General features: G+C 39.8%; 23 protein-coding genes. 13 read left to right on the forward strand and 10 right to left on the reverse strand.

The genetic code is table 11. From position 1 onward, the window contains the following. From hisB to LS67_RS00635, 12 genes are all read left to right on the forward strand, one after another. Window positions 1–597, forward strand: a complete 597-nt coding sequence (gene hisB / locus LS67_RS00580) for an imidazoleglycerol-phosphate dehydratase HisB (RefSeq protein ID WP_034325421.1) — start codon at window positions 1–3, stop codon at window positions 595–597. Then, window positions 594–1,088 carry a KdsC family phosphatase gene (locus LS67_RS00585; RefSeq protein WP_034325350.1) on the forward strand — a complete coding sequence of 165 codons (495 nt, stop codon included), beginning with the start codon at window positions 594–596 and terminating at the stop codon, window positions 1,086–1,088. The genes hisB and LS67_RS00585 overlap by 4 nt, the downstream gene beginning before the upstream one ends. Beyond that, window positions 1,069–1,602 carry a hypothetical protein gene (locus LS67_RS00590; protein WP_034325351.1) on the forward strand — a complete coding sequence of 178 codons (534 nt, stop codon included), beginning with the start codon at window positions 1,069–1,071 and terminating at the stop codon, window positions 1,600–1,602. The genes LS67_RS00585 and LS67_RS00590 overlap by 20 nt, the downstream gene beginning before the upstream one ends. Continuing rightward, entirely contained in the window at window positions 1,602–2,081 is a 480-nt protein-coding gene (gene lptA, locus LS67_RS00595; RefSeq protein WP_034325352.1) for a lipopolysaccharide transport periplasmic protein LptA, read from the forward strand. The genes LS67_RS00590 and lptA overlap by 1 nt, the downstream gene beginning before the upstream one ends. After that, the gene (yihA, locus tag LS67_RS00600; protein ID WP_034325354.1) at window positions 2,081–2,782 is read left to right on the forward strand and encodes a ribosome biogenesis GTP-binding protein YihA/YsxC; all 702 of its coding nucleotides are present in this window, start codon (window positions 2,081–2,083) and stop codon (window positions 2,780–2,782) included. The genes lptA and yihA overlap by 1 nt, the downstream gene beginning before the upstream one ends. Continuing rightward, window positions 2,772–3,242: an N-acetyltransferase gene (locus LS67_RS00605; protein WP_034325355.1), complete on the forward strand. Its 471-nt coding sequence runs from the start codon at window positions 2,772–2,774 to the stop codon at window positions 3,240–3,242. The genes yihA and LS67_RS00605 overlap by 11 nt, the downstream gene beginning before the upstream one ends. Then, window positions 3,206–3,658, forward strand: coding sequence for a hypothetical protein (locus tag LS67_RS00610; protein ID WP_034325356.1), 453 nt, complete (start codon window positions 3,206–3,208; stop codon window positions 3,656–3,658). Before LS67_RS00605 ends, LS67_RS00610 begins: the two co-directional genes overlap by 37 nt. Beyond that, entirely contained in the window at window positions 3,655–5,442 is a 1,788-nt protein-coding gene (gene mrdA / locus LS67_RS00615) for a penicillin-binding protein 2 (RefSeq protein WP_034325357.1), read from the forward strand. Before LS67_RS00610 ends, mrdA begins: the two co-directional genes overlap by 4 nt. Window positions 5,443–5,451: 9 nt before the next feature. Then, complete coding sequence (gene pseB, locus LS67_RS00620) at window positions 5,452–6,450, forward strand: UDP-N-acetylglucosamine 4,6-dehydratase (inverting) (protein ID WP_034325358.1); 999 nt, start codon at window positions 5,452–5,454, stop codon at window positions 6,448–6,450. Between the two features lie 72 nt (window positions 6,451–6,522). Further along, entirely contained in the window at window positions 6,523–7,014 is a 492-nt protein-coding gene (ftnA, locus tag LS67_RS00625; RefSeq protein WP_034325360.1) for a non-heme ferritin, read from the forward strand. Between the two features lie 88 nt (window positions 7,015–7,102). Continuing rightward, complete coding sequence (gene coaBC / locus LS67_RS00630) at window positions 7,103–8,458, forward strand: bifunctional phosphopantothenoylcysteine decarboxylase/phosphopantothenate--cysteine ligase CoaBC (RefSeq protein WP_034325361.1); 1,356 nt, start codon at window positions 7,103–7,105, stop codon at window positions 8,456–8,458. A gap of 6 nt (window positions 8,459–8,464) precedes the next feature. Then, window positions 8,465–9,193, forward strand: coding sequence for a hypothetical protein (locus tag LS67_RS00635; protein ID WP_034325362.1), 729 nt, complete (start codon window positions 8,465–8,467; stop codon window positions 9,191–9,193). Between the two features lie 247 nt (window positions 9,194–9,440). Here LS67_RS00635 and LS67_RS00645 read toward each other — a convergent pair whose 3' ends face one another. After that, entirely contained in the window at window positions 9,441–9,788 is a 348-nt protein-coding gene (locus LS67_RS00645) for a hypothetical protein (RefSeq protein WP_034325364.1), read from the reverse strand. A 307-nt stretch (window positions 9,789–10,095) separates the two neighbouring features. On the opposite strand from LS67_RS00645, the gene LS67_RS00650 reads away from it, so the two are divergent. Next, on the forward strand, window positions 10,096–13,029 hold the full coding sequence (locus LS67_RS00650) for an FAD-binding and (Fe-S)-binding domain-containing protein (protein ID WP_034325422.1): 2,934 nt from the start codon (window positions 10,096–10,098) through the stop codon (window positions 13,027–13,029). 72 nt (window positions 13,030–13,101) lie between these two features. On the opposite strand, the gene LS67_RS00655 is transcribed toward LS67_RS00650, so the two are convergent. From LS67_RS00655 to ccoO, 9 genes are all read right to left on the reverse strand, one after another. Beyond that, window positions 13,102–13,524 carry a hypothetical protein gene (locus LS67_RS00655; protein WP_231944783.1) on the reverse strand — a complete coding sequence of 141 codons (423 nt, stop codon included), beginning with the start codon at window positions 13,522–13,524 and terminating at the stop codon, window positions 13,102–13,104. Continuing rightward, a complete protein-coding gene (locus tag LS67_RS00660) occupies window positions 13,521–14,219 on the reverse strand; it encodes a hypothetical protein (RefSeq protein WP_231944784.1) in 699 nt (232 codons plus the stop codon). The genes LS67_RS00655 and LS67_RS00660 overlap by 4 nt, the downstream gene beginning before the upstream one ends. A 50-nt stretch (window positions 14,220–14,269) precedes the next feature. After that, window positions 14,270–14,653 carry a hypothetical protein gene (locus tag LS67_RS00665; RefSeq protein WP_236096314.1) on the reverse strand — a complete coding sequence of 128 codons (384 nt, stop codon included), beginning with the start codon at window positions 14,651–14,653 and terminating at the stop codon, window positions 14,270–14,272. Further along, window positions 14,643–15,260, reverse strand: a complete 618-nt coding sequence (locus tag LS67_RS00670) for a hypothetical protein (RefSeq protein ID WP_034325366.1) — start codon at window positions 15,258–15,260, stop codon at window positions 14,643–14,645. The genes LS67_RS00665 and LS67_RS00670 overlap by 11 nt, the downstream gene beginning before the upstream one ends. A 16-nt stretch (window positions 15,261–15,276) precedes the next feature. Continuing rightward, window positions 15,277–15,966 (reverse strand): hypothetical protein, encoded by a 690-nt coding sequence (locus LS67_RS00675; RefSeq protein WP_034325367.1) that lies wholly within the window; start codon window positions 15,964–15,966, stop codon window positions 15,277–15,279. 121 nt (window positions 15,967–16,087) lie between these two features. Continuing rightward, window positions 16,088–16,288: a DUF4006 family protein gene (locus LS67_RS00680; RefSeq protein ID WP_034325368.1), complete on the reverse strand. Its 201-nt coding sequence runs from the start codon at window positions 16,286–16,288 to the stop codon at window positions 16,088–16,090. An 11-nt stretch (window positions 16,289–16,299) separates the two neighbouring features. Beyond that, entirely contained in the window at window positions 16,300–17,166 is an 867-nt protein-coding gene (gene ccoP / locus LS67_RS00685; RefSeq protein ID WP_034325369.1) for a cytochrome-c oxidase, cbb3-type subunit III, read from the reverse strand. Further along, entirely contained in the window at window positions 17,150–17,395 is a 246-nt protein-coding gene (locus tag LS67_RS00690; protein WP_081951497.1) for a cytochrome c oxidase, cbb3-type, CcoQ subunit, read from the reverse strand. The genes ccoP and LS67_RS00690 overlap by 17 nt, the downstream gene beginning before the upstream one ends. After that, window positions 17,392–18,147, reverse strand: a complete 756-nt coding sequence (ccoO, locus tag LS67_RS00695) for a cytochrome-c oxidase, cbb3-type subunit II (protein ID WP_034325370.1) — start codon at window positions 18,145–18,147, stop codon at window positions 17,392–17,394. Before ccoO ends, LS67_RS00690 begins: the two co-directional genes overlap by 4 nt. Between the last annotated feature and the right edge of the window lie 11 nt (window positions 18,148–18,158).

The following is an 18,158-nucleotide window of genomic DNA, read 5'->3' on the forward strand; positions in this document are numbered from 1 at the left end:
ATGACCCAAACAATACAAAAATCGCGCAAGACAAAAGAGACAGATATTACCTTAAGCCTACTCGTGTATGGTAGCGGACAGGCGAAGATTCACACCGATATAGGCTTTTTCAATCATATGTTAGAATCTCTGACCAAGCACTCGCTTATGGATTTGGACATTAATTGCAAGGGTGATATTTTTGTCGATGGACATCATAGTATTGAAGATTGCGGGATACTTTTGGGCGAGGCATTGCGCGAGAGCATTTATCCGGTGGCAGGCATTGAGCGGTTTGGCAATGCGAGTGTAGTAATGGACGAATCTTGCGTGGAGTGTGATATTGACATCAGCAATCGCGCGTTTTTGGTTTTTGAAACAAATGCGTATAGGCTTCCATTTAAGGGTAAAGTGGGGGAGCTTGATGTAGAGCTTGTAGAGGAATTCTTCCGCGCATTGTGCTTTAATGCAGGGCTAAGTGTGCATATTGTGTTAAAAAGAGGCAAAAATCTCCACCATATCATCGAGGCAATGTTTAAAGCCTTTGCAGTGGCATTGCGCCGCGCTCTAACACTCAATTCTAGAATCTATATTCCCTCCACAAAAGGCGTATTATGATAAAACTTCTCGTTTTTGATGTCGATGGCACATTGAGCGATGGCAAGGTATATTTTTCTCAAAGTGGCGAGGAGATAAAGAGCTTTGATATACGTGATGGCTTAGCGATAAATGTGTGGAATCATATCCTAAAACGCCCGAGTGCGATTATCACAGGAAGGGAATCTAGCATTGTCAAGAAACGCGCAAATGAGCTTGGCATAGAACATATTTTTATGGGTGTAAAAAATAAGGGGCAAGTGCTACAAGAGCTAATTCAAATGCTTGGCTTAGGGCAAGATGAAGTCGCTTGTATCGGTGATGATTTAAACGATTTAAGTATGTTTAGAATCTGCCCTTATGCGTATATGCCCAAAAATGGTGATAAGGCTCTGAAAAAATATACCTTTAAGGTTCTAAAACACTGCGGTGGGAATGGTGCAGTTCGCGAAATGATAGAAGATGTATTAAAGCGCAATGGGGATAAAAAGCTTGAAAAACATTTCTTATAGAATCTATATTTTTTTTATCGCGCTTTTGTTGTTTAGCCTTAGCAGTATTGTATTTTTCACGCGCGATAATGAAATCCACGCTGCCATTGGCAAGGAAGTGCCAAATATAGAGATGACAGGTTTTGAACTCTATATTATTAATTCTCAATACACACAAGCGATTTCTTCGGGTGCAAAAGCTCTACGTTTTGAATCTCACGAGGAAATTTATGAACTCTTTATCAATCAAGTCAATAATGCTTTCAATGAATATATGTATGCACCTTTCGTGCATAGCAAAAATAGAATCTACACATTTTCGCAAGGTGTGCATTATCTACGTTTAGATGGGCTGAATTTTTGGAGCAAATGGGGAAATTATAATTACATCACGGGCATTTTCACGGGCAAGGGAGATTTTACACTCAACAACACAAACACGAAAGCAAAAGGGATGGACCTCTACTACGATGCAAGGCAGGATAACATCAGCGCGGATTCTATAAAAATCAATATGACTTTGGGGGACAAATAATGCAACTATGCAAGATATATGCGATTGTATGCCTTGTAAACTTTTTTGCACTAAGTCTTAGCGCAACAGAAACACTTCAAGTGAGCGCAAAAAAAATCAAAAGTGATTTAAAAAATGGTGAGACTACACTAAGTGGCGATGTTTTTATCACAAAGGGCGAGGATAAGCTATGGGCAGACAGTGTGATAATAGAGACAAACAAAAAGAATCAACCGCTGAAATATACCGCGATAGGAAGCGTGAGATTCTATGTAAAAATGCCAAACAAAGAAATAAGCGGTAGAGCAAAAAAGGCAACCTATGATGTGCAAAAAGATGAATATAAACTCCTTGATAATGCGGTGATTGAGGAAAAAGGCAAGACAAATATCATTCGAGGCAATATGATTGTGCTAAGCCCTGCCACAGAGGAAGCCTCCATACAGGGCACGAAACAAAAGCCTAGTGTGGTAACATTTAGCCTAGACAATGAGAAATAATGATACAGGTGATTCAATCTCATTTTGTGAGTAGTGCGAGCAATGTGCGCAATGCGCCGCCACCAAAGGATTCTGAAATCGTGTGTTTGGGACGTAGCAATGTCGGCAAAAGCACCTTTATCAATGCCATTTTAAATAAACCCCTTGCAAAAAGCTCCGCCACACCGGGAAAAACACAACTCATTAATTTTTTTGCATCTACTTGGACTAACAAAAATGATACTATTCCGCTTACTTTTATTGACTTACCCGGCTTTGGCTATGCGAAGGTAAGCAAAACAATAAAGGCACAATGGGGGGAGCATTTGTTAGAATTTTTACATACGCGCACATCAATTAAGCTTTTTTTACACCTCATCGACTCTCGCCATAGAGATACGCAAATGGATACAATGATGAGCGAAGTGCTAGATTCTATAATCTACAATGACCAATGTATTTTTAGAATCTACACCAAAGCTGATAAACTTACACAAAATGAGCTTAACGCATTAAAAAGCAAAGTAGAAACTCTACATAGGGCAGATTCTAAAAATGATATAGAATCTACAAACAGCGCAATAAACGCGAGTAACAATGCAAAGAATATCTATCACTTTATCTTTAGCGCGAATGCAAAGAATCATCGCAAAATGACCTCCACAGCGCAAATGCGTGAGGAGATTCTATCCCATACTTTAGGACTTAACAATGAGCATTGAGATTATACGACCAACAATAGCGGATATTCCAGCTATGCGTGAGATTGTGAGTGTTGAGGTAAAAAATGGCATTATATTAGAGCGAAGCGAAGATGAAATGGCAAATGCCATTCGCTCTTATCATCTTGCTAGAGATTCACAAAGTGGCGAAATAACAGGATTTTGTGCGCTATATATTTATTCTAAAAGCTTAGCAGAAGTGCGCTCTTTGGTGGTAAAGGAATCTTTTCGAAGTAAAGGCATAGGCAGTAGCCTTATCCAAAGTGCTTTAGAGGAGGGGAAGAATCTAGGGCTAAAGGAGATTCTCACCCTCACTTATCGCGCACATTTGTTTCAAAGGCTAGGTTTTGTTATAATAGAGAAATCATTTTTACCAAATCACAAAATATGGGCGGATTGTATCAAATGCAAACATTTTCCAATATGCGACGAAATAGCTCTCATAAACAAACTCTCTTAAGTATTCTCCTCTTTGTAGGATTCTATATTTATGAGAGTATAGCGAGTATGAATATATGGCTACCACCGCTCGTGGGCGTGTGCCTCGCACTCTTTGTAAGATATGATAAGCAAGATAATTTATACAGATTCTTAGCGATTATTGGCTATATGGTTGTTATAGAATCCGAGAATGAATTACCTATGGGAATGCTTTTGGCATTATTCTTATTGCTTGCCTTTTTTGTAATACCGCGTATTAGAATAATGTTTGATTCTGTGCGTATCACGCGCATTGCCTGTGTTATTTTGGCATATATTGGTTTATTAATCGCATCTATTGCGACAGATATACTCACGGGTAATACAACCCCTAATGTGTGGATATTGCTTTATTATGCCGTATGTGAAATCATTATAGTGATGTTTATGAGATGAATATTCGATACAAGTTTTTTATATTTTCTATGCTCGCGGTGTGGTCTATCATCTGTCTGCGCCTTATTGTAGTAAATGTAATCAATAATGAATATTATGAAAAATTCGCTGAAAAAAATGCCCTAAAAACAGAGGTTTTGCTTCCTATGCGAGGAACGATTGTTGATAGGAATAACGAACCTTTGGCGATTAACGAACTTGGATTTTCTATCTCCCTTCTACCTAAGATTCGTAATAGTAGTGTAGTTGAATCTGAGATTGATCATATTGTCTCGCTTTTACCTTATCTTGATAAAGAGGAATTATTAAAGACTTACAAAAAAAATAACCACATATACAATCACGTGCCTGTGGAACTTGTGCGCTTTATCCCCTATGCAGAAATGCTTAAGGTATATGCGTACTTGAGGCGTTCCCCTAATATCATTATCGCCACCAATGCAAAAAGATTCTATCCCAATGATACCGCGGCTTCACACGTTATAGGCTATGTATCAAAAGCGAATGATAAGGATATGCAAAATAACCCCCTCTCCGCTTATAGTAAAATCATCGGCAAAGACGGCATAGAAAAGACTTACAACAGCTATTTACAAGGTAAAGCAGGATATAGAAAGACGCAAATCAACTCCCTTTATAAAGAAACAAAGCTTTTGCAAGAAGACAATGTGCTCAAGCGCAACGATTTGCGTCTCTCACTTGATTTAGCACTACAAGAAAGCATAGATAAAGAGTTTGTGGATAAGTATGGTGCGGTGATTGTGATGAATGTGCATAATGGCGAGATTCTAGCCGCAGGGAGCTATCCAGAATATAATATTAATTATTTTGTCGATGGCATTAGCCATAAAAATTGGCAAGACTTGACAGACAATATACACAAGCCCCTTATTAATAAGCTCGTCTATGGACGCTATCCACCCGGCTCTGTGATTAAAATGGGTATGCTACTTTCTTATTTGGAGTATGCAAATATCCACGAGAACACGATTATACAAACGCCACCATTTGTGGAGTTTGGTGGGCGTAAATTCCGTGATTGGAAAGCTTCTGGGCACGGCAGTGCTGACGCATTTAAGGCTATTAGAGAATCTGTTGATGTATATTTTTATATACTCTCTCAAAATGCGGGTATTGAAAACACTGCTAATGTGCTTACTCAAATGGGCTTAGGGGAGCTTACAGGGGTAGATATACCAAATGAAGTAAAGGGCATTTTGCCCACACCAGAATGGAAACTACGTCGCTATGGGGAGCAGTGGTATAAGGGTGATACTTTGACAACTTCCATCGGGCAGGGATACTTTCTTGCTACTCCTATGCAGATAGCGCGCTATACCGCGCTGATTGCTTCAGGCAAACTTGTAACACCACATTTTGCTATGGATTTTAATGGCGTGGATTCAAATTTTCCACCAAAAGATGTGCTCAACGACTTTCAAAAATCAAAGCTCGATGTGTTGCGCAAGGGTATGTATCAAGTCTGCTCTATGCCCGGAGGCACGGCGTATTATCGCACACAAGGCGCAAAAGTAAGTCTTGCTTGTAAAACAGGCACAGCGCAAGTAATCAGCATACCCCAAGATGTGCAAAAGCGCGTGAGAGAAGCGGATATGGAGTATTTTCACCGCTCGCACGCGTGGATTACCGCATTTTTACCCTATGAGAATCCACAATATGCTGTTACGATTCTTATCGAACACGGCGGTAGCGGAGGGAGTGGGGGACCTACGCTTGTGAAAATCGCCAATAAGCTTAAAGAGTTGGGTTATATCAAAAAGTAAAGGGGAGATATGGGGCATTTAGTGGATAACAAGACTATTCTTATTACCGGTGGCACAGGGAGCTTTGGCAAGAAGTTTGTAGAAATCGTTTTAAAACAACACAATCCAAAGAAAATTATTGTTTATAGCCGTGATGAACTCAAACAATACGAAATGGCGCAAGTCTTCAATGACAAAAGAATGCGTTATTTTATCGGTGATGTGCGTGATAGGAATCGTTTAGAATCTGCGCTGAATGGCGTAGATATTTGTATTCACGCTGCCGCACTCAAGCACGTCCCCATTGCCGAATATAACCCAATGGAGTGCATCAAAACAAATATTGATGGCGCAAGTAATGTCATAAGCGCGTGTCTTAGTAATAATGTTAAGCATATTATTGCACTTAGCACTGATAAGGCGGCAAATCCTATTAACCTCTATGGCGCAACAAAGCTTTGCTCAGATAAGCTCTTTGTAACCGCAAACAACATCAAGGGAAACAAGAATTCTAAATTTAGCGTGGTGCGCTATGGTAATGTCGTGGCTTCTCGTGGCTCTGTGATTCCATTTTTTCAAAAGCTTATCTATGAGGGTGCAAAGGAGCTACCAATCACTGATGAACATATGACAAGATTTTTCATCACTTTAGAATCTGGTGTGTGCTTTGTGCTCGATAATCTTGAACGAATGCACGGCGGAGAGATTTTTATCCCCAAGATTCCAAGTGTGAAAATTACGCATTTAGCCCACGCACTCGCTCCGCATTTACCGCATAAAATCATCGGCATTCGCCCGGGTGAAAAGCTACACGAAATAATGGTGCCAAAAGATGATTCTCATTTATGTATTGAATTTGATGAGTTTTTTACCATTATGCCAACGATAAATTTCCAAACGCCTGTGGATTATCACACTACACTTAAAGGCGAAAAGGGCGTGGCTGTGGCTCCCGGCTTTGAATACAGTAGCCAAAGTAATTCTTGGTGGCTAAGCAATGAAGAGATTCTCAAAATAATCCAAAAATGATAAAGTTTTAAGGAAAATATTAGAAAACACATTTTAGAATACCGCGTTTAAATTCTCATTAAAGGAATCAAAATGGTATTAGAAAATGTTGTAAAAATGCTCAACGAGCAAATCGCAAAAGAAATGTATGCGGCAAATCTCTACTTAAGTATGAGTTCTTGGTGCTATGAAAATAGCTTTGATGGTGCAGGATTGTTTTTGTTTCAACACGCAGGAGAGGAAAGCGACCACGCAAAACGCCTTATTACTTACCTCAATGAGACAGATTCTAAAGTAAAGATTGCACGCGTTGATGAGCCAGAATCTCAATTTAGCAGCTTACTTGATGTATTTGAAAAAACCTACGCTCACGAGCAAAAAATCACGCAATCTATTAACGATCTTGTGGATTTTACGCTCACAAATAAAGATTATCCAACATTCAATTTCTTACAATGGTATGTGAATGAACAACACGAAGAAGAAGCACTTTTCCGCGGCATTGTAGATAAGATTAGACTTATTGGCTCTGGGGATAATGGACTCTATTTGGCTGATAGATTCATTAAAGACCTCACAAAATAACCTCAAAATAAGCTTTTATTTGCTAGATTCTTGTGCTTAAAGCCTCTTTTAAGGGGGCTAAGCCCCAAAGGCTCAAAGAGGAGATTCTATGCAGAAAATTTTTACCCACAAAAAAATTCTTATCTGTGTAAGCGGAAGTATTGCCGCGTATAAAATGCTCGAATGTATCTCGCGACTTTATAAATATGGCGCACAAATAAGAGTGATTATGAGTGCGGAGGCGTGTAAGTTTGTGAATCCTCTTAGCTTTGAAGCATTAAGCAAAAACATCGTGCTAAGTGAAAATAACCAAATGTGGGCAAGTGAATGCGTTAATGAAAGTATAGACAAAGTCGCAGACAAGACAATAGTTGGGGTAAATCACATCTCCTATGCCAAGTGGGCAGACATCGTACTTATCGCTCCAGCCACCGCAAATAGCATTGCAAAAATCGCCTATGGCATAGCAGACTCTGTAATGTTAAGTGCGATTTTAGCTACCAGCGCACCCAAGATTCTAGCCCCCGCGATGAATACCGCGATGCTAGATGCTCCTCAAACCAAACGTAACCTTGATACGCTCATATCTATGGGTTATGAGATAATTCCCTCTCGTTCTAGCCTCCTCGCCTGTGGAGACTATGGCAATGGCGCATTAGCCGAAGTTGATGAGATAATTTTCTGCCTCGCCCGCGCCTTATATTTGCAAGATTCACATTTGCAAATCTCATATTTTCAAAATTCTAACACACACAATCCCCCCGCACAAATAGCCTTTTGGCGCGATAGAGAAGTAATCATTACTGGCGGAGGCTCAAAAGAAAATATAGATTTGGTGCGATACATTTCTAATCACAGCAGCGGCAAACAAGCAAGTGCCTTGGCTCTTGCCCTTTATATGTTAGGCGCGAGAGTGAGGCTTATCTCAAGCGCATTTCCCATAACATTACCACTTGGCATAGAATGCAAAAGGGTGCAGAGCGTGCGCTCCTATGATGAAGCCATTAGTGAAGCCATACATACTGCATTGGATTTAAAATCCACAAAAAAACCAGCACTTTTTATGGTGGCAGCCCTTGCAGATTATGCACCCACAAGGCAGGAGGGCAAACTTAAAAAAGAGCAAATTGGCGATGAGCTTATTTTAGTCTGCCACAAGACAAAAGACATTCTTTCACACATTTGCGCGGATAAAATATATAAAATAGGTTTTAAAGCCGAAACTGATGAGAAAAACGCTCTAAATCACGCTCAAAATATGCTTAAAAACAAACATTGCGAGGCAGTATGCCTCAATGTGATAAACGCAAACAATCCATTTGGTGGCGAAAATAATGCGCTAAAGATTATCACATCTCAAGGCATAGAAGAAATAAGCGGGAGCAAGTTTGATGTGGCACTCAAAATCGCGCTTTTTATCGCACCTCTCCTTACTTATAAAGATTTGGAATCTCAAGTCAAATAACTCACTATGCTCAACAAGATTGCTCAAATTGCCGCCACACTTAAAAATACACAAACACCCACGACCTATAATGCCGCCCTGCCTATACTCATAAAGGTAATTGCAAAACTTAAGGGCGATATGTATTTGTTGCAGATTGGAGCACAGAGGATTGAAACTAAAAGCCATAAGCAACTTAATGTAGGTGAGCGGTATTGGGGTGAAATGGGCAGAAGTTCGCTTGGGCATATCACGCTTAAAAATCTTATCGCACAGCCTAAAATCATCGATATGTTTGCTAATGCACCGCTCAAGCTTTCCTTGCAAAACTTACAGGATTTGGGGAAGCAGAGCGATATTTTTTCAGGATTTAAGGACTTTTTGAGTCAAAAACTTGCAGATTCTGTAAGCAAAGATGAATTTATCTTTCTAGGTAATCTCCTGCTTGGACTAGAAAAAAATGTGTTAAGCCTAGTGATTAGCGAAAAAGACGAGGTGCTACAAATGAAGAGAGTTGGCACAAACAAGGTGCGATTTAGCGCGATAATGCCTTCTCTTGGGATTATTGAAGGCGAGATAAACATTGCAAAAGGCGGAAATGCCTTAAGCCTTAAAGTGATGTATGAAAGCACCAAAATTTTGCTAGAGCAGAATTTTGCGCTCCTTAAGGGCTTTGCGGTAAGTAGCATTGTGCTTGATTCTGCGCTTAAGCCCTTGTATGAGTTTCAAGAAAGCTTACTTGATGTGCGAGGATAGATGGCTTTGCATCGCTTGACTTAGAAAGTTTTTATATTGAGATGTATTTATTTTCCAAATAAGTAGCTTCCAAACCAAAATACCCTGCATATTTTAGCTTTTTGGTTAAAGTCATTGTATTTTTCCTGCACGATAGAATCATCAAAGTAGAGTTCCCTTGCATTTTTTAAGGTAAGGGCAAAATCTATATTTTTGGCTTTATCTATACGCCTTTTGGTTATTTCACTCCCTTTCTCATAGATAAAGCCTATGTGGATATAGTTTTGCCTTTCATCGTCATAGAATTTTTTGTAAAATCTAAGCACAAATAATGCGCGATTTCTAGCGGATGATTCTGTTCCTTTTCTTTGCTCTCTCCAAAAAGCATTTTAGCTTTTGAATATGAGGTGTCTATTTCTAAGGGTATGCTTTGGTGTGTAGGGATACCCTCTTTATAATTGGCGGCAGTGAATATTCGCTCTCCTTTGAGATAATCAGTGCAAGCTTTTGCATTGTCTTTTGGCACAAAATCATATACACTTCTCACCCAAAACCAACGATATTCTTTGAATACAGAATCTTTAGATTCAATAGATAATATGACTTGCTTATTCATTCTAACTCCTCAAATTGTCAATATAATTCTACCATTTTTTGCATAAACTTCTTAGGTATTCGCACGCAGTTCGCTAAAGCTTAATTACTGATTGGATTTGTGCGAAAATGTGAAAAGATAGAATCATCAAAAGGCACTTTACAAAAAAACAAAATGTAAAGGGAGTAGCTTTTAGAGATACAATAAAGCCAAAATGCAAAGTTATATCAAGCTAAACGAAGTAAAACTGCTATAATCATCTTTGCAATATGAGAAATAAGGAGAAATTATGTCATCACACAATCCACACGATACTAAAGAGCCACAAATGAAAGCAAAAAGCCCCGACTTTGATGGATTTATACGCGAGGCAACCCATATTTTTGAGGATAGAATCTACACAGATTATCTCCGCCGCTTTGCTTATGGCGTAGATGCTTCTTGCTATGCCTATGTACCGCACGTGGTGGTAAGGGCATTTGATGAACGTGAAATTATTTTGCTTTTTACCCTAAGCAATAAATACAATACGCCTCTTACCTTTAGGGCAGCAGGGACAAGCCTAAGCGGACAGGCGTGTAGTGAATCTGTGCTTGTTTTAGCAAATGCAAGGTGGCAGGAAATCAGCATAACACGCGAAGCACAAAGCATTTTTTGTGATTGTGGCGTGATAGGAAGTGAGGCAAATGACGCACTCAAGCCATTTGGTAAAAAGATTGGACCTGACCCGGCTACGATTAATAATGCGATGATTGGCGGGATTTTCTCCAACAATTCAAGCGGTATGTGCTGTGGCGTGAAGCAAAATAGCTACAACACGATTAAATCTGTGCGTGTGATTTTACACAATGGCTTTGTGCTTGATACGAGCGAAAATGCAAATAAAAACGAAAATATAGAATCTTTTATGCGATTGCATAAGGACAAGGCGGAAGCATTACTTGCTTTGAGAGGAGAAATTCTCAAAAATAAGACGCTTTGTAACCTCATTAAACGCAAATTTGCCATTAAAAACACGACTGGTTATAGCATTAACACTCTACTTGATTTCGCAGATATAAAGGATATTTTGAATCACATTTTCATTGGCGCAGAGGGGACGCTGGGCTTTGTCTCAAGGGTAGAGTATGAATGCGTGGAAAATAGTGCGTTTAAAGCCTGTGCTTTGCTCTTTTATAAAGATTTAGAATCTGCGGCAAAAGCGGTGCAGATTCTTGCAAAAAATGATGACAAGGTAAGTGCAGCAGAAATAATGGATTATGCGTGTTTGAAATCAGCCCAACATTTAGAGGGCGCGCCAAAGGAGCTAAAGAGTATTAAAAGCGGACAATGCGCTATTTTAACGCAATTAGAGGATAGCTCACAGGAGGGATTGGATAGCAAAATCGCCTTTATTAGCAATGCGCTAAATTCTGCGCCTAGCCTCTTTGGGGTGCATTTTAGCAGTGATGAGAAAGAAATACAATCTTGGTGGAAAATACGCAAAGCCCTTTTGCCATTGTCTGCGAGTTTGCGCCCAAGCGGGAGCATTGTCATTACAGAGGATATTTGCTTCCCCATAGAATCTTTTGCGACAGGCATTGAGGAGATTACAAAACTCTTTAAAAAATTTAAATATGATGGCATTATCTTTGGACACGCACTATCGGGCAATGTGCATTTTATCATCACGCCATTTTTGGGTGAAAAAAGCGAGAGTGAGCGATTTGGTGGCTTTATGGAAGCTATGGTGGAATCTGTCATAGCCCTAAATGGCAGCACAAAGGCAGAACACGGCACAGGCAGAATGGTTGCGCCATTTGTTGAGAGAGAATGGGGAGCTAAAGCCTATGAGATAAATTGTCAAATCAAGCGCATTTTTGACCCAAGCGGACTTATCAACCCCGATGTGATTATCTCAAGCAATCCTCAAATCCATTTGCAAAATCTCAAAGATTCTACGCAGGTGGAGGATTTTATCAATCAATGTATGGAGTGTGGATTCTGTGAAAAGGTATGCCCGAGCAAGGAGCTTACCCTCACTCCTCGCCAACGCATTGCCCTAAGGAAAGAAATACAAAGGCTAGAAAATATCACAAATAGGAGCGCGGAGCAAGAGGAGATACTCAATGGGCTTAAACAAGGCTATAAATACTATGGTATAGAAACTTGCGCTACTTGCTCAATGTGCGCAACACTCTGTCCTTTGGAGATTGATACCGCACGCATTGCCCTAGAGATTAAATCTCGTGTAGCGCAAAATGCAGATGTGGGAGGTTTTAGCACATTTGTAGCGCACCAAAGCAGTAAGCATTTTGCAACAACCATAAAAGCACTTAAGGGCGGAATAAGCCTTAGCAATACACTTTTTTCTGCCTTTGGCTCAAATGTGATGAGTGGGCTAAGCCTCAAAGCACACAAGAAAATTCACACACCCTATATGCCTAGCACCTTACCACAGGCTAATACTTATGCTTTAAAGTCTAAAGTGATAAAGGCAGATTCTAAAGACAAAAAGAAAGCACAAAAAATAGAGAAAGTGATATACTTTACAACCTGTATCAATCGCACCTTTGCACCGAATAAAAAAGCCCTTGACAAGCGCAGTTTGCAGGAGGTTTTTGAATCTGTATGCAAAAAGGCGAATGTTAGTGTTATTTATCCGCGCAATGTAGCAAATCTCTGCTGTGGCAAGGCATACAAAGACTACAAGCAGAGTGCGGAGGGCAAGGTAAAGGAGCTTTACGCCACCTTTAAAGCAATGCAAAAAGAACACGGCGATATAGCCATAGTGTGCGACCATAGCGCGTGTAGCTATGAAACAATGCAGTATGTGCGCTCACAAGAGGATTCTAAAAATGGCTTAAAAATCTATGATATGCCTCAATATATAGAATCTGTGCTTTTAAAGCGACTAAAAATTACGCCTAAGAGTGAAAATATTGCGCTTTATGCAATGTGTGCCACCAAAAAAGGCAAGTGGAGTGGCTCATTAGAACAAATCGCAAAAACTTGCGTAAGCGGAGAAGTAGCAATACATCACAAAACGCAATGCTGTGGTTTTGCCGGAAACAAAGGCTTTATCTGCCCGGAACTCAATGAAAGCGCATTGAGGGAATTGAAGGATTTTTATAAACAAAAACAAAAAAATACAAGCCATTTTAGGGGTATTAAGCACGGATTTGCAAGCTCAAGCACTTGTGAGATTGGACTCAACGAAAAAACCAATATTGTGTGGCAGAATCTGCTCTATCTCGTTGATGAAGTGAGCGAGGCTAAATAGAAAATTTGGCAAAGCACGAAATACAATCTCATCAATAAGGTTAGATTCTAAAGATTTTAGGCGCGATAGAATTTAGGGCAAAAGCAACACATAACGTTTGCTAACGCGCAAGGTGTTAGCATTTGAGGGATGCAAAACCTTGCCGTGTATATCAAGCAAAAATGTTTGCGGGGCAATTTCTGTAAGAGTCGTGCGGAAACGATAATCCTGCGGAAAAACAAACTCCTGCCTTTTACAACTATTAAAATCACGCTCTTTGAGGCAAAGCGTAAGCATATTGGCAAGACTTCGTGTGTAGAGCTGAAGCTGAATCTTGGCGTGGAGTGTGCTATGAGTGTATGAGCGATGGTGGGATTGGCTAAGGTAAAAAGCACAGGCAAGCCCGAGCGAGAGAATAAACAAAACTGCATAGACAATATAGAATCCTCCGCGCATTTTGTGCTTTTTATAGGAATTACTTATATTTTGCTTTTGCTTCGCACACGCAGGATTCACAACAATATCCTTACTATATCATCAAGCCATACACCACCATTTTCACATCGTGCTTTTGTGGGGGATTTCACACATAATTCTAATGCAAGAAAAGTGCCTTGTGCAGAGACTATGGGTGTAATAAGAAATGAAAGCACATCATCAAGTAGCAACGCATTATCAAGCCATAGCGCATTACTATGAAATGCGAGATTGTGCGTCTTTATAGGTAGAATTATGCGCGGCGTGTGAGTTGGCGCACGCTCTAGCACTATAGCATTGCCCTGAATACGCGTAATTGTGTAAGGCTTAAACGCTTCTTTTGGATTGCTCGGTATGTAGGCTTCCTGCGCACTTTGCCAGCCTTTGAGCGATGTAAAATAAAGTGTATTAGCGTGATGTGAATCCACCACAAGCGATACATTAGGCAAAAGCGTATCATTTTGCACCTCTTTGGTCGTATTTTTCGCTCCACCGCCAAAAAACAAGGAATATTCTATGCTAGAAAAACTTATTTGTGAGCTTGGAGTGGTGAAAGGTGTGCCATTTGCGCTAAGGGATTCAATAATAGCGTATTCGAGGAGATTTTGAATCTTAAGCAATGCAAGATGTGGGCTAGAATCACTTGTATTCTTCGTATAGGCGACATTTTTACTTATCTGCAAAAGCATAGAGCTGCAAATAATACCCACGATACCCAAAATAACAATACTCACAACGGCTTCAAAGAGTGAGAAAGCATTGTGTTTGTGTGATAAACGAGACATTATCGAATGGATTGAGGTATGTAAAAGCGCAGTGTTTCAAGGCTTTTTGAGCTTGTGTAGCTATGCTCTAAAAGCTCGTATTGAATCTGGCTAGAGTTTGGGCTACTTGATAGACTTGTTTGGATAGGATTGACAAAAAGCCCTTTATAAACCTCGTAGCTTGTAGGTGTGTGTGTCGGTGTGAGCGCGTATAAAAACATAAAGGCAAATACAAAAGCACTCGCACAAATACAAATCCCCATAACCGCATCAAGGAGCATAAAAGCAGAATGGGATTTGCGAGAATGCTTCGTTATGGGCTGTATATCCTGCTTTATTTGTTGTTTTACACCTCGCTCTAAAAAATGTATATTACTTGGAATCTGTGCCCTTTTAAAGCGCATTATCGACTTTATCCTTGATAAACACTGGGGATTCAAAATAAGCCTTTAGCTCGGTGCTATTTTGCTCTATATCTGTCTCATAGCTAATCTCAATCACAAATTTCCACCGCCCCAAAGGTAAGCTGGTAAGCACTTCACTCTCCCATAGATTATTTTCTACATTTGTGAGCTCACCTAGATTCTGTAATTTATCCGCCTCGCGGTTAGAATCAAGATAAAACCAAATCCTATTAATACGAGCAGAGGAGAGCTTTTTATGAAGCTCTATGTGTAGCTTTACCCCATTGGGAGAGATAATGCTTGTTGGTATCTTGGCTTTTATGTCAGGACGATTAGCTGGGGCATAATATGGAAAAATAAAGCTGTTATTAGCATATATTCCTTTTTCATCACTTAGCCAAATCTTGTAATCATAAATGTTGTGAAAGAGAGTTTGTTCTTTGATTATTTCATTAATATTCTCATCTACAATACGTTTTTTTGCAAAATAGGTATTTTCATCTTGGATAGGATTTTTCATCGCAATGGTGATAGATACACTTACCATAAATACGCCAAAAAGTAGCACACCTATAATGGCGTGGGGCCAATAATTCTTTTCTTTCATTTTTTATTCCTTGTGATTATTTCTTGCGTGTAAGATAAATAACGCCAATGATACCAAACATAATGAGGAGCATAGCATACATACTGAATCGCACAAAATCTCGACCCCCGCTTTCATCTACGGGCATATTGTTTTCAAGTTTCACATCAAAGTGCTCGGCAATCATATCTGCCGCTTGTGCATAGCCATTAAGGACAACAGCCGATACAAGTTGAGGTGAGAGTGCCTCATCTTTTTGTTTTGGTAAAAGCGGCACCATATATTCAAAATATACTTTGTCCTCATTGAAATACTTATGAGGCTCAGAGCTGATAATACCCATTTTCTCATCATCTCTCATAAAAAAAATAAGCGTATATGGCGCTTTTAGATGCTGCAAAAGAGAATCTTTGTATTGAGTGCGCCTAAGTTTTGCTAATTCTTTAGGTGGTAATGTTTCATCAATGATATTTTGTTGAGATTCTGGGGTTTTATCAACAACGGCTACATACAATGAGTAACCTGTTTTTGAGAAAAGCTCATTTGAGAGAATCTCCACAAATTCTACACTTTTTGGGACTAAAAGAAAACTTCTATTGTCAAGTATGTAAGATTGAAAATCAAGAGATGTAGAACCACCTGCAACCTGAGAATCTAGACTATCTGCATAAGAGAGCGTAAGGCACAAGAGGCTAGTAAAAACTAGCCTCTTTAGTAAGCAAAGCATTGAATTAAACCAAATGCAAGAAGAAATTAGGAATAAATGGAATCACAATTGTCGTAATAATGGTGATGACGATGAGTGTGCCAAGCAATTTTTCAATAAGTGTAAGTTTCATACCAACCTCCTAATTCGCGCTTTTGTGATATTGGGCATTATCAGTGCTGATTTGCTTGATTGAATCTATATGCTCAATCTTGTAATAGCTTGTCGCAACATCTTTTTGAGTAAGAATTGCGCAAGTGCCTAATCCTGCAACGATGCTAAGTAAAAGCACCACAGCGATAATAAACCCTGTTAAACCATTGAGTCCAAATAAACCATTCATCGCAATCCTCCTTACTCTATAGATTCTAAGTCGCGGATAAACGCGTTAAGTGCATCTTTTTGCTTTTGCGCAAAGTTAGCATACTCGAATGAAGGCATAACACCAATCATACCCTTTTTGCCTTTTTCAAGCACTTCCGCCAAGAAATTTGTTGTGCCATATTTTGTCAAGTCTGGCGCAAAGCCATCGAGTCCGCCACCATTACCTTTGCCCTCATCTCCGTGACAAGCTGCACATTGCTCTGCAAAAATTTCTTTACCCTTACTTACTTCAAGTGTGTATTTTGTGCTTTTTACACTTGAAATTTCTTGCATTACATACGCTGCTACTGCTCTTGCATCGCTATCGCTTAGCTCCACAGGCACCATTTCACCAGCAATGTAATTTAAGCCCTTGCTACCTGTTTTAATAGCTTCGATAATACCCTCTTCTTTACCCCATTTTGTGAGGTCTTCTGCCTTGCCATTCATACCTCCAGCATTGATGCCGTGGCATTGTGAGCATTGTACTAAGAATATGTTTTGCCCCATATTCTTGAGTTCTTGATTATCAAGAGTTTCCCAAGTAGATGCGTATTTTTCATTGAAGCTTTGCACTTCTTTGTTGTATTCACCAATTTGTGAATATGCGTTAAGTGGATAGCCTAGGAATATATACCAAAAGCCCCAAATAAGCACACCTAAAAAGCAAGCAGCCCAACCAACAGGAAGATTATTTGTTTGCTCACCTATGCCGTCCCAGCTTTCGCCGACTGACTCTCCTTCAGCCTTGCCATCTTTAATTTTTTTGAGATATACACCCATCACAAAGATAGTGAGTACCAAGATAACAAAAGCACCTAGCAACCCTAGTGTTGTTATATTATCTGACCAATTCATCTGTTTCCCCTTTATTGGATTTTTGTTTTCGTGGCTCAACGGGTTCATCATCAAGATTATCGTTTAACGCTAACTTTGCATACTTCTCATAATCCTTTTTGCCTTTAGCTTGTGAGGAGTAGAGATGATACACATACCCATACAAAAACGCTACGAGCAAAAGCGTAACGATGAGATAAATCTCTTTTTGATAGGCGATGATAAACCGCATTATGAATTCCTCCATCATTCTGCTGCTTCTGCCCGTGATACTGATACTACAGGTGATGCTGCACGGCGAGATTGCCCAAGACTATTCATATAGGCAATAAGTGCTACAATTTGTTTTACTTCGCCTTTTTCGTAAGCCTCTTTTACATCTTGGCTTATCATCTCATCTACAACAGCTTGAGCTTCTTGTTTAAAGATTTCTCTCGCTTTTGCAAGTGAATTTACATCACCTTTGACATAAGAATCCGCACCAATTTGCACACCACCTTCTACATCATAAGGCACACCAAAAACAACTTTTTGTGTATATGCTTCAGCAAATGCTGTTTCAAAATCAACATTTTTTGTGTAGAGATGCTCATACGCTGGCATAATTGAGCCGGGCACACGAGACTTTGGATCTCTCATATGTCCATCGTGCCAATCCACTGCATTACGGCTATCACCTACTCTATGCAAATCTGGTCCTGTACGCTTTGAACCCCACAAGAATGGTCTGTCATACGCATACTCACCGCTAAGGCTGTATGAGCCATATCTGTCTGTTTCAGCCTTAAACGGACGAATAAGCTGTGAATGGCAGTTATAGCAACCTTCAGCTATATATACCTGTCGCCCTGCTGTTTCAAGCAGAGAGTAAGGCTTTAGCCCCTCAATAGGTTGAGCTTTCTTCGCAAAGCCCGGGATTACCTCCACGAGCCCAGCAATAGAAAAAACCAACAAAAACGCAACCGTGAAAAAGAATGGATTTTTTTCCAAAAAACTAAACATTGCTTATTCCT

It is taken from the genome of Helicobacter sp. MIT 03-1616 (genome assembly GCF_000765685.2).
GTDB classification, from domain to species: domain Bacteria; phylum Campylobacterota; class Campylobacteria; order Campylobacterales; family Helicobacteraceae; genus Helicobacter_C; species Helicobacter_C typhlonius.

What these genes read in the sequence shown, in the direction of transcription:
- hisB (WP_034325421.1), top strand. Translation starts at nt 1, where the DNA reads ATGACCCAAACAATACAAAAATCGCGCAAGACAAAAGAGACAGATATT.
- LS67_RS00585 (WP_034325350.1), top strand. Translation starts at nt 594, where the DNA reads ATGATAAAACTTCTCGTTTTTGATGTCGATGGCACATTGAGCGATGGC.
- lptA (WP_034325352.1), top strand. Translation starts at nt 1,602, where the DNA reads ATGCAACTATGCAAGATATATGCGATTGTATGCCTTGTAAACTTTTTT.
- yihA (WP_034325354.1), top strand. Translation starts at nt 2,081, where the DNA reads ATGATACAGGTGATTCAATCTCATTTTGTGAGTAGTGCGAGCAATGTG.
- LS67_RS00605 (WP_034325355.1), top strand. Translation starts at nt 2,772, where the DNA reads ATGAGCATTGAGATTATACGACCAACAATAGCGGATATTCCAGCTATG.
- LS67_RS00610 (WP_034325356.1), top strand. Translation starts at nt 3,206, where the DNA reads ATGCGACGAAATAGCTCTCATAAACAAACTCTCTTAAGTATTCTCCTC.
- mrdA (WP_034325357.1), top strand. Translation starts at nt 3,655, where the DNA reads ATGAATATTCGATACAAGTTTTTTATATTTTCTATGCTCGCGGTGTGG.
- pseB (WP_034325358.1), top strand. Translation starts at nt 5,452, where the DNA reads ATGGGGCATTTAGTGGATAACAAGACTATTCTTATTACCGGTGGCACA.
- ftnA (WP_034325360.1), top strand. Translation starts at nt 6,523, where the DNA reads ATGGTATTAGAAAATGTTGTAAAAATGCTCAACGAGCAAATCGCAAAA.
- coaBC (WP_034325361.1), top strand. Translation starts at nt 7,103, where the DNA reads ATGCAGAAAATTTTTACCCACAAAAAAATTCTTATCTGTGTAAGCGGA.
- LS67_RS00635 (WP_034325362.1), top strand. Translation starts at nt 8,465, where the DNA reads ATGCTCAACAAGATTGCTCAAATTGCCGCCACACTTAAAAATACACAA.
- LS67_RS00645 (WP_034325364.1), bottom strand. Translation starts at nt 9,788, where the DNA reads ATGAATAAGCAAGTCATATTATCTATTGAATCTAAAGATTCTGTATTC.
- LS67_RS00650 (WP_034325422.1), top strand. Translation starts at nt 10,096, where the DNA reads ATGAAAGCAAAAAGCCCCGACTTTGATGGATTTATACGCGAGGCAACC.
- LS67_RS00665 (WP_236096314.1), bottom strand. Translation starts at nt 14,653, where the DNA reads ATGCGCTTTAAAAGGGCACAGATTCCAAGTAATATACATTTTTTAGAG.
- LS67_RS00670 (WP_034325366.1), bottom strand. Translation starts at nt 15,260, where the DNA reads ATGAAAGAAAAGAATTATTGGCCCCACGCCATTATAGGTGTGCTACTT.
- LS67_RS00675 (WP_034325367.1), bottom strand. Translation starts at nt 15,966, where the DNA reads ATGCTTTGCTTACTAAAGAGGCTAGTTTTTACTAGCCTCTTGTGCCTT.
- LS67_RS00680 (WP_034325368.1), bottom strand. Translation starts at nt 16,288, where the DNA reads ATGAATGGTTTATTTGGACTCAATGGTTTAACAGGGTTTATTATCGCT.
- ccoP (WP_034325369.1), bottom strand. Translation starts at nt 17,166, where the DNA reads ATGAATTGGTCAGATAATATAACAACACTAGGGTTGCTAGGTGCTTTT.
- LS67_RS00690 (WP_081951497.1), bottom strand. Translation starts at nt 17,395, where the DNA reads ATGATGGAGGAATTCATAATGCGGTTTATCATCGCCTATCAAAAAGAG.
- ccoO (WP_034325370.1), bottom strand. Translation starts at nt 18,147, where the DNA reads ATGTTTAGTTTTTTGGAAAAAAATCCATTCTTTTTCACGGTTGCGTTT.